A 13,649-nucleotide genomic window follows, 5' to 3' on the forward strand; every position below is an offset into this window, starting at 1 on the left:
AAGGGCAGGGCCGGGCTGCGGCCGAGGGGTGGCGATCGCTATGTTTGGATTTCAATTTCGCACTCTGACCGCGCGTCGCGCTTGCGTTCTCGGCGTGGCGGCGCTGATCGCTGGGGGCGTCCCGCCGGCCAGAGCACAGCTTGTGCTCCCGGGGGCGGTCGCCCCGACTCCCGAAGGGACGGTCGCCAGTCCCGGACAAGCAAAGAAAAGAAGCGTCGGCGGCGAGATGGGAGCGGCCGCGGGGCCGGCCATCATGCCAAAGGCGCCCGCCGAAGACGCGATCGTCGGAAAAATTATCAAACGCGACGGCGAGGGCAGCGCCATAGAATTCTCCCGAGCCGGAGCTGACCTGCAGGTCGCCAAGCTCACATTCGTCGGGGATGATTTGCGGCGCTCCGGCGAAGCCTGCCGAGTCGAAGTGGCCGGAACGCCGTTGAAGCTCACGGCCCGCCAGAGCGAGACCGGATTGCGGCGCTATCAGATCGCATTTCCAGCCTGCGCCTTCACATTCGACGTTCTGGACGGCGCGATTCTCGTCACCAACGAGGGCAAGGCGTGTGAACTGAAGGACGCCGGTTGCCGCGCTGATCCCGAAGGACTCTGGGGGATGAGCGCGGATGAAATCGACCCCAAGAAGGGCGAAGAGATGCTCGGCGCCCGCGCGCGTGTCGAGAAGACGGTGCGAAGCACATTCCGGGCGCTTTACGACCAGAACAAGAAGGAAAAGGCGATCCGCAACTTCATCGTGAAGGAGCAGGCGGGGTTCTCCTCCTGGCGCGAGGAAGTGTGCCGGTCCTATGCGCGCGAGCCGGATTTCGGCTATTGCGCCTTGAGACTGACCGAAGCCCGCGCCATTGCGCTTGGCGCGCAGCTCGCCGCTGGCGTCAAGTTGCCGCCTGCTGTCGCCGAAGAGGTCGCGGCGGAGAACACGAAGAAGGACGAGAAGAAATAGCAAGGCGCCGCCGGTATCACCGTTGTCGCGCGAGCCAAATGGTGTGTTTGCCGCAGGTCGGATCCTCTAGCGCATGAGCGACGACCTCGAAACCGTTAGCGCTGAGCAGGAATTTATATTCTTCGCTCGCGAGACTTGCGTGATAAAGCGACTCGCCTTCGAATTCGCCGATCGCCTCGCCATGCGCGGGTCCGCTCGTGAACATCAGCGCGGCGTCCCGCGCGGCGTGAGCGCGAAAGATCGGAAACATCTGGCGCTGATCGTCGAAACCCAAGTGAAAGAAACTGTCCCAGGCGATGATTCCGTCGAAGCGGCGCTCTAGCGAAAGCTCCCGCATGTCGGCGACGCGCCATTCGCTTTTAGGAAAGCTCTCCCGGCACAGCTCGATGAGCTCGGGCGAGGAGTCGACGCCCGTCACCTCGCATCCTTTTTCGACCAGATAGCGGGCGATGGGCTTGCCCGAGCCACAGCCGAGATCGAGCACGTTGGCTTTGGCGGGCAGAAGATTTCTGAATCGATCGAGCCAACGAGCTTCCATCAGCCGGTCACCTCGGCGCTCCGCCCAAAGATGCGCGTGACGCCGATAAAGCCCGATGATGCGCTCGGCTCCGTCGATCATGTTTTCAGTTGGTCACGAATTCAAATGCCGCCGGAGGTTCGAGGCGACACTATCCCTTTCGCATCAACATGCCGCGCGCTGGATCATAAGCGAGGATTGCCGCGATGAGGAAGGCGCTCGTGTAGGCGAAGACAATCGCGAGCGAGGTCCACGCGACTTTCTCATAAAAGGCGAAGCGGATGAGTTCGACCGCATGCGTGAACGGATTGACCTCGCACACGTAATAGAGCCAGGGGCTCGACTCCTTTACGCGCCACAGCGGGTAGAGCGCGGAGGAGGCGAAGAACATCGGAAAAATCACGAAATTCATCACCCCGGCGAAGTTTTCGAGCTGTTTGATCAGCGATGACAGCAGCATGCCGAGCGCGCCGAGCATCAGGCCGCTGAGCGCGAGCGCCGGCAGCAGGGTGAGATAGCCCCATTTCGTTGGCGGCTCGATCTCCCAGAAATAGGCGATCACCAGGAAGGCGTAGACCTGCAGTATCGAGACGGCGACGCCGGCCAGAAGTTTGGAGCCGAGCAGAAACCAGCGTGGAAAGGGCGAGACGAGCAGCGTGCGCATACTGCCCATTTCGCGGTCGTAGACCATCGAGAGCGAGGACTGCATGCCGTTGAACAGCTGGATCATCGCCATCAGGCCGGGCGCGATATAGACCTCGTAGAGAACGTAAGTTTCGTAAGGCGGGATGATCGAAACGCCGAGCACCTGCCGGAAGCCCGCCGCAAAAATAAAGAGCCAGACGAGCGGGCGCACCAGCGCCGAGACGAAGCGTTCGCGCTGGTGCAGAAAGCGCAGGCCCTCGCGCCAGACGACTCCCGAGAGACAGATGAGATATTGGCGAAGGGTGAAGCCTCTCGGCGCAGCAATTTCGCTCATGCCGAAAGTTTCTCCTGACCGATCCCGGCGATGCGCGCGAAAGCGTCGCCAATGGTCGCCGCGCCCTGCGCCGCGACGATCTCGGCGGCGCGTCCCGTCGCCAGAACCTTACCCTGATGCAGAATGATCACCTGATCATCGTCGGCGATCTCGTCGACAAGATGCGTGGTCCACAAAACGCCGAGATGTCGATCGCGCACCAGACCGCGGACAAGCGCGAGGAGATCGGCGCGCGCCTTGATGTCGAGCCCGACGGTCGGCTCGTCAAGAAGCAACAGCCGCGGATCATGCAGCAGCGCGCGGGCAATTTCGACGCGGCGCATCTGTCCCCCAGACAGAGAGCGGGCCTTGTCCTTGGCGCGGTCGGCGAGGCCCGCACGCGATAGCGCCGCCTGTCCAAGGCGGCGCGCGTCGATCGGGCCAATGCCATGCAGGGCTGCGTGGTAAAGGAGGTTCTGCATCACGCTGAGTTCGAGATCGAGCGTGCGCGCCTGAAAGACGACGCCAAGCTGGCGCAGCGCTGCGCCGGGCTGGCGCATGACGTTATGGCCGAAGATGTCAATCTCGCCGTGGCGCGCCGCATAGAGCCGCGTGATCAGCGAGAACAGCGTGCTCTTGCCCGCGCCGTTTAATCCAAGCAGCACCGTGAAGCTGCCCGCCGGGACGGAAAAGCTGACGTCGTCGAGCGCCTTGCGCGCGCCATAGGCGTGGCTGACATTTCTGATTGCGAGCGCGGGGGTCATTGCGGCGCTCCGACAGGATTGTCATTCCCGGCATTCGCGAAGCGAATGACCGGGAATCCAGAGCCGCGGCCAACAGCGCCGATCGCGGCTCTGGATTCCCGATCGCGCTCCGCGCGTCGGGAATGACAGGCGGGAAGACCCACACTCATTGCGGTGCCACGACGACGCCCCAGGGGAAGGCCCCGACCGGGATCGACTTCACCACTTTGAGCGATGCGACGTCGATCACCGAGACGTCGTTGGAGACGCCATTGGCGGTGAGCAGATATTTTTCGTCTGGCGTGAAAGCGAGGTGCCAGACGCGCTGACCGACGAGAAGATATTTTTCGACCTTTTTCGTCTCGGCGTCGATCACCGCGACGCGATTGGCTGGCCCCAGCGCGACGAAGGCGCGCTTTCCATCGCGCGTGAATGAAATGCCGATCGGCTGGATCGCCTCTTTCGACATCGCCGGAATGTCGAAGGCAATCTTCTGCTTCAACTCACGTTTCGTAGGATTGATGACCGAAACCGTCCCCCCGACTTCCGACGAAACCCAAAGCTCCGAACCGTCCTTCTTGAACTCCGCAAATCTCGGCCGTGCATCGACCAGGATGTTCGCGACGATCTGTTTCGACTGCGTGTCGATCAGATGCGCCATATTGGTCGTTTCCGAGGTGTTGACGAGCAACTTGCCGTCGGGACTGATGGCCATGCCCTCGGGTTCGACGCCGACGGGAATGTCGCCGATCATTTCCTTCTTCTTCACGTCGATCAGCGTGACGAGATTGTCGTTTTCGTTTGAGACATAAATCACGTCGCCATCGGGACTGAGCGCCAGAAGCTCGGGATCTGGGCCCGAGGGCAGCTTGCCGGTGACCTTGAGAGTCTTCGTATCGAGCACTTGAATGGCGTCGTCGTCGCCGGCGCAGATATAGAGTTCGGAGCCGTCCTTATTGAGCGCAATGCCGCGCGGGCGTCGGCCGACTTTCACGGTCGCTGTCGCTTCCATCTTCTCCGTATCGAGGACGGTGATGGAATTGCCCTTCTCGTTGCTGACGTACGCCTTGTAGGCGTGGGCGGGCGTCAAAGAGAACATCGCGCAGACGAAGGCGGATATCGTCATGCTAATCGCATAACTCGCGTCATGCCCGCGCTTGTCGCGGGCATCCACGCCGTTGGGACTCACGCGTGGATGGCCGGGACAAGCCCGGCCATGACGCGGAAAGCGAGCAAGCAGAAAGGAAAGGCCGAGTCTGCAGCCTCTCAGTATCGAGGTGGGGGCGTTCTTCATTTCAATTTGCATTTCGTCTCCGGCTGATCGACTCCAAGCGTGTCGAGTTCGCTCGTTTGATGGAGAAAGCCTTCCTGGGGCGAAACGGAGACGACCATCCGCCCGTCGGAAAGCAGGATCGGCTGGCGCAATTGCTGGTTCCAGGGCCGCAGCGTAAGCCGCACGCCTTTGAATGCGGCGATGGAGAAGTCCGCGCCGAGCAGGTAGAGGCGGAGTTTCTCGGGGTCGTTCGACCCGGTGCGCGTTGCTGCTTCGCCAATCATCCGCATGGCGGTCCACGCCGCATTGTCTCGCGCATTCATCAGGCGCCTGAACGTCTTGGTGAAGCGGTTTTGCAACTGTAGCGCGCCCCATTGCTCATGTGAGGCGTCCCAGCTTGTCGGCATCAGGCCGCCTGAGCCTGCCACAGGACGCGGGTCCCAGGTGCGGTAAGGCAGATAGCCGCCAAAGACCTCGCTCTCGTCGGCGGCGATGAGCGCGTCATAGGCGGGCGCGTTCTGCGTCAGGACCGGGATTTGCCGCTGGGTCTGCACGGAGCCGGAGTCGCTGCGCCGTCCGCCGCCGGTGTCTTCATAGACGCGTTCCTCGACGACCTTCGCGCCGAATTTCTTCGCGCTGTTACGGAAGGCTTGCGCCAAAAGTTCATCTTTCGGATGCGAGCCCTTGATGAGGAGCCAACGGCGCCATTGCTTCCAGATGAGATATTGCGCGAGACCATCGGCGAGCATCGAACGCGTCGGCGCGACATGGATGACATTGGCGCGGCAGTTATTTTCGCGCAGCCTGTCGTCCGTCGCGGAGACATTAAAAAGCAGGGCGCCTTTCGGCTTCGCGCGCTCGGAAGCGGCAAGCAGACGTTCGGCCGAAAGATCGGCGATGATGAACAGCGCGCCCTTGTCCAGGAGCGCATCGAGGGCCGCCACGACGTCATCGCCGTCATCGAGCCTGGCGTCGATCGCCTCGAACGTCTGGTTGGTGAATTTGCCTGTGGTGTTGTTGTCGGCTGCGCCTATCAGCGCCCCCGCGAGCGTATCGTCGGCGGCCGGAATATCGAGAATGGAGAGGGTTTCTCGGGCGTGCGTTTCGCGCAAGACGCCGACTTTGACGTTGACCGTTTCAGCCGCGACCGGCGCGGCGAAAAGCACGAAACAGAAGGCGGCGACCAAGCTTTTCATATTGCCTAGATGGCCGCTTTGGCGCGCAGGATCAAGTTCTTCAGAGCCCGCGCGCCTTCCTCGATTCACCGTGTCACGCGCAGCAGCGCCTTACCCTTCTTGGATGCGAGTTCCTTGGCGTCGAGCGTGCCGTCATTGTCGGGATCCGCATCCTTGAACAGGGTGGAGACCATCGTCAGAAATTCGTCCTTTGAGAGCGTGCCGTCATTGTCCGGATCGGCCGTTTTGAAATCCTTCTTTGAGACGCGGCCTTTCATTTCTTTAAAATCGACCGTCCCGTCAGCGTCCGTCTCGAGACTCGCAAAGAGATCAGTCGCAGACTTGTTGATTTCCTTGAGATCGACAGTTCCGTCGTCGTCGGTGTCGAGCGCGGCCACGGCGCCCGCCGCCTTCTTCGCGAGCGCGGACGTCGCCGGCAGCGCCATGACGCCAGCAAGCGCGAGCGCGCCGAACAGCAATGCTTTCTTCATGTGCGACTCCTTTTGGGTAAGGTCATCGCACGCAATATAGCGCGGGCCCTGCCGAACCGGCTAGCGGCCCGCGACATTCCTGCCCTCTGGCGTCAGTAGGTGATCTTCACGCCCCCATAGACGCCGAGCGGCGGCCCGATCGAGACCATGCGCGGATTGTTGAAGGCGAGGAAGGAGATGTCATTCGTGTCGAAAAACGTGCCGAAGCTGCGCGCGCGGGTGTTGGTGGCATTTTCGAGCAGGCCATAGACCTGGATGTTCGGGCCAAGCTGATAGGATGTACGAAAATTGAGGATCGCATAGGAGGGCAGCGTGCCTGCGACGTTGATTTCGTCGCCCCGAATCCATGGGCCGGAGGAGTAGACGACGTCTGCCCCGATTTTCCACAGCGGGTTAACTGCGAAATCGATTCCGCTTTTAAAGCGGTGGCGCGGCACTGAGGTGAGATTGGCGCCTGGCGTCACCAGGATGGAGCCGCCGGTCCCAAAAATCCCCGTCAGCGGATTATCGGGCGCGCCGAGCATGATCGTCGAGCGGAAAGTCGCGTCCGTCAGCGTGTAGTTCAGAAAGGCGTTCACCCTTTCGGTCGTGTAGCGGAAGGACGATTCGAAGCCTTGGCGTAGAGTCGTGCCGGCATTGGTGAAATAGCCGCGGCCATTGATCGAACTAGGCACGCTCAGAATGTCGTTGAAGCTATAGGTGCGGAAGACGCCAAGGCTCCAGTTGAGATTGCCGGGAAGCGCGTCGGCATAGGCGGGCAGGACCGTGGGCATGGCAAGATCGCCCCGAAAGCCGGCTTCGATCGTTTGCGCCTCCACCTGCTTTAGCGGCGGATCGGCGACGAGGAAGTTGTCGATCAGACAGGGCCGGTTGGGATCGGCGCAGCCGAGTTCGAGCGGCGTTGGCGCGCGGTTAGATTCGGAGTAACTGGCGTAGGCGGAGACGTTCGGCAGTATTTTGTAGGTCAGGCCCGCGACGGGATTGATGCGGGTGAAAATGCCATTGCCGTTCAGCGTCGTGCCTCTCATGTCATAGAGAGCGATGCCGGCGCGGTTGAAACGGGCGCCCGCTGTGACCTTTAGATCGTCGGTCAAATCCAGCGAGTCGAGCGCATAGACGCCGAGATAATCGTTCGCCGCGCGCACAGAGACGCTGGAGATGCCGGTCGCCTGCTCTTCGACAATATAGCCGAAGCCCCCGACGACGAGATTGGGCTGAATGATGCCCAGCTCCTCATTGGCCGAGAAGGCGGTCCAACCATGATCGTAGCTGACGCCGAAGGTGATCTTGTTGTGGAAGCCAAAATAAAGATCGTCGTTCGTGACCTGCACCGTGCCGCCGACCGTGCGCGAGCGCGTCCAGGTGCGGTCGACGGCCCCGAGCGGCGCCTGCCCATTGAAGAAATTGGGGATGTTCGTGTCGCCCGCGTCGGACTCGCAGCGCTCCTCGCCTTCCTCGCATTCGAATTCGGTCGTATTGCCGTCGACGCGCGCCTGATCGAAGGCGCGGTAATGCACGTCGCCGAAGAGTTTCCATGTCGGCGTGGCCTGGAACACGCCGTTGAGGTCGAACATTGAGAGCGAATTCTTGATCGTCTGCGGCGTGGTGAAGACGGCGCTTTCGTCGAGATTGGTCAGATCGACAGGCGCGGGGCCCGAGACGCCGAATTTATTATGCGCGAGCGTCGCGGTCGCGTGAATCTCGCCGCTGTCGCCGCGATAGCCGACATCGCCATAGAAGCGCTTGATATGCGCGCCGGAAAACTGCCGATAGCCGTCGTCGCCCAAGGCCTCCATGGCCATATAGGTCGCGAAGGGCCCGGACTGCACGCCATATTGCATCGTGCCCTGGCGGCGGCCGCGGCTGCCGAAACGCCCATCGATTTCGAAGCCCTGCCAAGTGAAGCCGTTCTTCATGTCGAGCGTGACGGCGCCGCCGATGGCGTTGAGGCCGAACAGCGGGTTGCCGGTGACGAGCGTGAAGCGATCAATCGCAACGCTCGGAATCATGTCCCAGTAGACGTTGTCGCCCCAGGCTTCGTTGACGCGAATGCCGTTCTGATAAACAGCGAGGCCTTGCGGCGTTCCGGCGATGGGCGAGGCGACGAAGCCGCGGAAATCGACTTCCGGCAGGAAGGGGCCGCCCGCTACGTCATTGACGATGACGCCGGGCGCCTGACGGACGAGGTTGTCCGTGAGATTAAACGCGCGCGTGTTCTGCAGCTCATTGCCGGTGATCGTATAGGTCGCCGCTGGAACAGCGTAACGCACGATGGGAGACGCCGGCAGAGCAGGCGTCGCTGGCGCTGACGTCACCGATGCTGCTGGCGCGCGTGAGGTCGAGGGCGTCGTCTGAACCGGCGGCCGCGCGGTCGAACGCAGAGGCGCGCCTCCCACCTCGATCGTCGGCAGCGCCTGCTGCGCGCGGGCCGTTGTGGCGATGGAGGCGCAAAGCGCGATCAGCGAGACCTGTTTGACGTAGCGCATGAGAGACCTGGAATTCGAACCGTGTTTGAACGAGTTATATCGACGCGGCTCGCTGCGGGTAGTGGTCAGAGACGACAAACCGGCAATATTTCCCGTCTGTTGTACGACCGCTACACTTCTGAAAAATAACGGAAATCTGCGGATACATTCCCGTATGTTTCGGGAAGATATCCCGAACCGCGCGACGAGGGCGAACGGCCGTGCGCTCCAGCGTCAACAGCCGAATGCCGGCGGGATAAATGTGTTTGTCCGGCGCAAATTTGCCGTCGAGCGCGTCGAACAGGCCGGCTCGCACGCTGTTGTTGGCTCGGCGCAGATCGGATTAAGTCGTCGCCGAAACGCCAGTGGTTTTCCGCCGCAAGGGCAGGCTCGCGACCAGAACCGCAAGAATTCCTGTGACGAAAATGCCGTCGAATGTTCCGGCGCCGCCAAACGAGACGATCGGCGTCCCGATGCCCTCTATCTTATCAAGATTGAGTAAGTCGGCGCCGATGAGCGTGCCGAGACTGCCGCTGACATAGGCGACCGGCGCAGCGAAATCGCGCGACAGCAGGATCGCGAGAGCCGCCGACAACAGCGGCGGCGCCAGGATCGGCACGCTAATGCCGGCGCCGGGCACAATCCGCGCAAAGTAATGGACAACCAAAGCGACGACCGCCGTCGCCAGCGCCGCCACGATCCAGATAGGATTGCGGACGAGCAGATAGATCGAAAGCAATAGCGGAATAACGGCGCCGCCGACATTGACGGCCAATATCATTCCTGGCCAGTCGACGACCTCTGGAACGACATAGCGCCCGCCAAAATCGTCGACCATTTCTAGAGGAACGACGCGTTCCTGAGCGAAGTGCGCAACCGGAATGTTCACATAGCTTCCCAGAAGCGACGCGAGCAAGAGGAGCGTCGCAAATTTCGAGCTCAGGCCGATGCGGCCGAAAGCATAGCGAAGCACCCCAAACTGGATCAGCAGGAACAGCGCAATGAGCGCGCCCAGGAAGACCGCATAGAGGATGGGCGGTAGCGGGAGATAATCAACATGTTGTGAGTTCACGCGCCACCCCGTGCATTGCGGTGCGTCGACCGTTAAGCCGCATATAGGGGCGAAGCGACGCCGGTCGAGTTGAGTCTCAGTTAGGCGAAAGACCGCGAGCTGAAGCGAGAGGGCGAGCGCCCTTGGCTTGACCCTCACGGTGGCCCGGCGCCGTCTGCCGGAGCGGATGATCGCCCGATCCAAATTTTGGCGATTGTCTTCAAATTCCTGGCGGACAGCACAATTACGCGATGTCCGACGTGCGATCGTTCATGCCTGCGCTCAAAGTGGAGTCCTGCGCATAGCCGCATCTTGCGCGGCGAAGATTTGAGGAGAATGCCGGTGATCGAGCAGCTCTCGAACTTTCCCGCGAACGTCGTTGCGATCGTCTGCAAGGGACGCGTGACGAAAGCCGATTATGACGCCGTTCTTGTGCCGGCGGTTCGGGACGCGCTCGAGAAATATGACAAGGTCAGGATCTATTACGAAATCGCGCCTGATTTTTCGGGATTTGATCCGGGCGCGATGTGGGAGGACTTTAGGGTTGGCATGGAGCATCTCACGCGCTGGGAACGTGTCGCGCTTGTCACGGACGTTGAGTGGATCAAGCACACGATGCAGTTTTTCAGCTTCATGATGCCCGGCGACATGAAGGCGTTTCCGACCACGCAAGCCGATCAGGCGCGCGACTGGATTGTCGCTCAGTGACGCGCCGCTCCGCCCTCGCGCATCGGCAGCGACGCGGTTAGCCGCGCGCCGCCCATTGCGTCGTTCGCAAGCGTAAGCGCGCCGCCGAGCGCGCCGACTCGTTCGCTCATACCGCGCAAGCCGAGACCGCTCGAGGACGCGGAACGAGTCGCTTGGAGACCCGCCCCATTGTCCCGCACGACAATATGCAATGCGCCCGTCGACCGCTTGACGGCGACCTCGACTCGATTGGCGCCTGAATGTCGAAGCGCATTGGCGAGCGCTTCCTGCACGATGCGATAGGCGGTGAGCGCGGTCGCTTCTTCGATGTCCCCTGAGGCGCCGTCGAGCGAAAGCGCGATGGCGACCTTCGGGTTGGTTTCGCGCCAGCCTTGCGCCAGCGCCTCTAACGCGTCGGCAAGTCCCATCTCCTCGAGGGCGGCGGGACGCAGCCGGCCGAGAATGCGCCTGTTGACCTGTTGCAGAGCGGCGATCTGCGCGTCGATGCGGGCGCAGTCTTCGGCGAGCCGGGTCGGGTCTGCGCCCGACGCCGTCACCCGTCGCGCCAACGCGCCCACGCCAGCGCGCACCGCGAACAGAAAGGGGCCGATTTCGTCATGCAGATCGCGGGCGATGTCTTTTCGCTCTTCGTCCTGCACATGGATCATGCGCCGCACGAGCTTGCGATTTTCTTCATCGAGTCGTTGCAGCGTTGCGGCGAGCGCGTTGATTCGTTCGGCGATGATGACGAATTCCGGAGACCCGTCGGCGGGAACGCGCATCGAATGTTCGCCGCGCTCCAGACGCTTCAGTCCCTCCGCGAGCGTCGCGACTGGGCGTAGCGTCCGCGACACGGCGAGCGAAACGAGCGCGAAGGCGGCGACGGCGATTCCCGCGCCGCCGATCGCGAGCCAGACGATCTCCTGCCAAATCTCGGCGATCTCATCCGCGGGATTGGGAGCGATCATGATCGCGGCCCCGCGGCCGGTTTCGATTCGGGTCACGGCGGCGTTCGGCAGCACGAGCCGGGTGAACCACTGCGGCGCGCGGTCAACGTCCTCCCGAGCGGGCGTCTCCTCTCCGGCGAGCGTGACGCGAACATGGCGCAGCCGCCGCGCGTCAGCGAGAAGTCGCGCGATCTCCGCCTGCGGGTCTGGCGCCGCGTCAAGCCGCGTTAGCGTCGCTTCTATGAGCTCGCGCGCAAGGCGCGTCGCGCCGTCGGCTTCGGCGCGAACGCGCGCGCCCGCATGCAATACGAGCAGGCCGACGCCGAGCGCCAATCCCAGCGCAAGCACGACGCCGAGCAGCAGCGACAGGCGAAGGCGCAGGGAGAGCCTTCGAAGCATGGGCCAATTCTCTAGAGAAGCATGCGACTTTACGAAAGGCCCCAAATGCCGGCAATGTTTCGCCGCCTGCCTTCGGCAAGCCCGGGAGACTTGGAGCCACGTTCGATTATGCGCGTTCTTATCGTCGACGACCATCCGATCATCGTTTCCGGCTGCGCGGCGATGCTCGCCGGTGAAGGCGACATCGACGTCGTCGACGCGCGAGACGCGGAGACGGGTCTTGCCGTCTTCGCGGCGCAAAAGCCGGACGTGACCGTCGTCGACATCGGTCTGCCGGGGGTTTCGGGATTCGAATTAACGCGGCGGATTCTCGCAGCTGATCCGCAGGCGCGCATCGTCATCTTCAGCATGAACGACGATCCGATCTTCGCGGCGCGCGCGATTCAGATGGGGGCCAAAGGCTATGTGACGAAGAACGACGATCCCTATCTCTTGCTGACGGCGGTGCGCGAGGTCGCGTCCGGCGGCGTTTTCCTCATGCCCAAAATCGCCAACCAGCTCGCCTTCGAAAAGAGCGGCGCTTCGGCCAGTCCGCTCTCCGCGTTGACCGCGCGCGAATTGGAGATTTTGCGAATGCTCGGGCGCGGGCTCGGAACGACGGAGATCGCCGACGCGACTCAAGTCTCCTACAAGACCATCGCCAACAGCTGCTCGATCATGAAACGAAAGCTCGGCGCCCGCACGCCGATGGAGCTGATGCGCATCGCGCTGGAACACAAACTGACGTGAGAGGCGTATCCCTTCTCCCGCATGCGGGAGAAGGTGTCGTCGCGAAGCGACGACGGATGAGGGCCCTCACCCGGCCCTGCTTTGCAGGGCCACCCTCTCCCGCGAGCGGGAGAGGGGACGCGCGGCCTATTTCGTCTCGGCGTCCGGATAGGGCTCCGGCGGCGCGTAATTCGCCGGAATCGGTCCCGTCAGCGCCCCGAGAAAGGCGACAATGTCGGCCGCGTCCTTCTCCGACAGATCCTGCCCGAGCTGCGTCTTGCCCATGATTTTCACGGCTTTGGTCAGGTCCTCGACCGACCCGTCGTGAAAATAGGGCGCCGTCTGCGCGACATTGCGAAGGCCCGCGACCTTGAAGACAAAAAGGTCGGCGTCATTCTTTGTGACGTCCGCGCGACCTTTGTCCGGCGTCGTGACTCCTGTCGCCTTCCAGTAGTCGCTCACGACGCCAAATTTCTGGAAGGAATTGCCGCCGACGCCCGGGCCATTGTGGCAAGAGGCGCAGCCGAGATCGATGAATTTGCGCAGCCCGGCCAGCTCTTGATTCGTCAGCGCCGAAACGTCGCCCGCAAGGAAGGCGTCGAATTTGGCGGGCGTCAGCAGCATGCGCTCGAAGGCGCCGACCGCGACGCCCCAATTCTTCGAATTGATGGGGTCCTGATCGCCGGGGAACGCCTTTGCGAAAGCGCCGGCGTAGGCGGGAATCGCCTTGAGCTTGCTCATCGCCGTCGCCTGATCGGGATTGCCGAAGCTCGCAGGGCCGAGGAGCGATTTTTCCGCCTGGTCTTCGAGCGATTCACGTTCGCCGCGCCAATGCTGTTTGAAATTCAGCGCGGCGTTGAAGATCGACGGCGCGTTGCGCGGATTTTCCTTGCCGAACACGCCAATCGCCTTCGGCAGCCCGTCGCTCGCCTGCTTGTCCGGCAAATGGCAATGCGCGCAACTGACGTTGCCGTCCATCGACACGCGGTTTTCGAAAAACAGCCGGCGACCAAGCGCGATTCGCGCCGCCGTCACCGAATCATTGCCAGGGGAGGGAACGACGATCGGCTGGAAATTCTGTTTCGCGTCCTCAAGAAGCGTCTTCGCGTTCGGACCTTCCGCTCGGGCGGTCGCAGCGATGAACAGGAGAGAGACAAGGGCGATGAAAAAAGAAGGCGAGCGCAAATTCGACGCTCCTGTTCGCGGCCACTCGTCTCGCCGACGTTGGCCAAAATGATTCGAGCCGGCGATGCGAAGCGCAGCCGCATTGCGCAGCGCTCTTC

13 protein-coding genes are annotated in these 13,649 nt (G+C 62.2%); 3 read left to right on the forward strand and 10 right to left on the reverse strand.

From position 1 onward, the window contains the following. Positions 1 to 40 precede the first annotated feature (40 nt). Complete coding sequence (locus IYW40_RS20785; RefSeq protein ID WP_196402103.1) at positions 41 to 952, forward strand: hypothetical protein; 912 nt, start codon at positions 41 to 43, stop codon at positions 950 to 952. 16 nt (positions 953 to 968) lie between these two features. On the opposite strand, the gene IYW40_RS20790 is transcribed toward IYW40_RS20785, so the two are convergent. The 8 genes from IYW40_RS20790 to IYW40_RS20825 form a co-directional block, all read right to left on the reverse strand. Further along, positions 969 to 1,571, reverse strand: a complete 603-nt coding sequence (locus IYW40_RS20790) for a class I SAM-dependent methyltransferase (RefSeq protein ID WP_196402104.1) — start codon at positions 1,569 to 1,571, stop codon at positions 969 to 971. 49 nt (positions 1,572 to 1,620) lie between these two features. Then, on the reverse strand, positions 1,621 to 2,448 hold the full coding sequence (locus tag IYW40_RS20795; RefSeq protein ID WP_196402105.1) for an ABC transporter permease: 828 nt from the start codon (positions 2,446 to 2,448) through the stop codon (positions 1,621 to 1,623). Further along, the gene (locus IYW40_RS20800; RefSeq protein WP_196402106.1) at positions 2,445 to 3,191 is read right to left on the reverse strand and encodes an ATP-binding cassette domain-containing protein; all 747 of its coding nucleotides are present in this window, start codon (positions 3,189 to 3,191) and stop codon (positions 2,445 to 2,447) included. Before IYW40_RS20800 ends, IYW40_RS20795 begins: the two co-directional genes overlap by 4 nt. A 145-nt stretch (positions 3,192 to 3,336) precedes the next feature. Continuing rightward, a complete protein-coding gene (locus tag IYW40_RS20805) occupies positions 3,337 to 4,296 on the reverse strand; it encodes a YVTN family beta-propeller repeat protein (RefSeq protein WP_196402107.1) in 960 nt (319 codons plus the stop codon). 164 nt (positions 4,297 to 4,460) lie between these two features. Next, entirely contained in the window at positions 4,461 to 5,639 is a 1,179-nt protein-coding gene (locus IYW40_RS20810) for an ABC transporter substrate-binding protein (protein ID WP_196402108.1), read from the reverse strand. Positions 5,640 to 5,704: 65 nt separating this feature from the next. Next, a complete protein-coding gene (locus IYW40_RS20815) occupies positions 5,705 to 6,109 on the reverse strand; it encodes an EF-hand domain-containing protein (protein WP_196402109.1) in 405 nt (134 codons plus the stop codon). A 92-nt stretch (positions 6,110 to 6,201) separates the two neighbouring features. Next, on the reverse strand, positions 6,202 to 8,595 hold the full coding sequence (locus IYW40_RS20820; RefSeq protein ID WP_196402110.1) for a TonB-dependent receptor: 2,394 nt from the start codon (positions 8,593 to 8,595) through the stop codon (positions 6,202 to 6,204). A gap of 322 nt (positions 8,596 to 8,917) precedes the next feature. Continuing rightward, on the reverse strand, positions 8,918 to 9,646 hold the full coding sequence (locus IYW40_RS20825) for a DUF1614 domain-containing protein (RefSeq protein ID WP_196402111.1): 729 nt from the start codon (positions 9,644 to 9,646) through the stop codon (positions 8,918 to 8,920). Between the two features lie 315 nt (positions 9,647 to 9,961). Here IYW40_RS20825 and IYW40_RS20830 point away from each other — a divergent pair, with 315 nt between their 5' ends. Beyond that, positions 9,962 to 10,333: an STAS/SEC14 domain-containing protein gene (locus IYW40_RS20830; RefSeq protein ID WP_210327390.1), complete on the forward strand. Its 372-nt coding sequence runs from the start codon at positions 9,962 to 9,964 to the stop codon at positions 10,331 to 10,333. On the opposite strand, the gene IYW40_RS20835 is transcribed toward IYW40_RS20830, so the two are convergent. Next, positions 10,327 to 11,658 carry an ATP-binding protein gene (locus tag IYW40_RS20835; RefSeq protein ID WP_196402113.1) on the reverse strand — a complete coding sequence of 444 codons (1,332 nt, stop codon included), beginning with the start codon at positions 11,656 to 11,658 and terminating at the stop codon, positions 10,327 to 10,329. The genes IYW40_RS20830 and IYW40_RS20835 overlap by 7 nt on opposite strands. Positions 11,659 to 11,766: 108 nt before the next feature. Between IYW40_RS20835 and IYW40_RS20840 the strand changes: the two genes are divergently transcribed. Beyond that, on the forward strand, positions 11,767 to 12,387 hold the full coding sequence (locus IYW40_RS20840) for a response regulator transcription factor (protein WP_196402114.1): 621 nt from the start codon (positions 11,767 to 11,769) through the stop codon (positions 12,385 to 12,387). Between the two features lie 126 nt (positions 12,388 to 12,513). Here the strand turns inward: IYW40_RS20840 and IYW40_RS20845 are convergent, their stop codons facing one another. Beyond that, positions 12,514 to 13,551, reverse strand: a complete 1,038-nt coding sequence (locus IYW40_RS20845) for a cytochrome c peroxidase (RefSeq protein WP_246720945.1) — start codon at positions 13,549 to 13,551, stop codon at positions 12,514 to 12,516. Positions 13,552 to 13,649: the final 98 nt, after the last annotated feature.

This window comes from Methylocystis sp. H4A (genome assembly GCF_015709545.1).
Lineage (GTDB): Bacteria > Pseudomonadota > Alphaproteobacteria > Rhizobiales > Beijerinckiaceae > Methylocystis > Methylocystis silviterrae.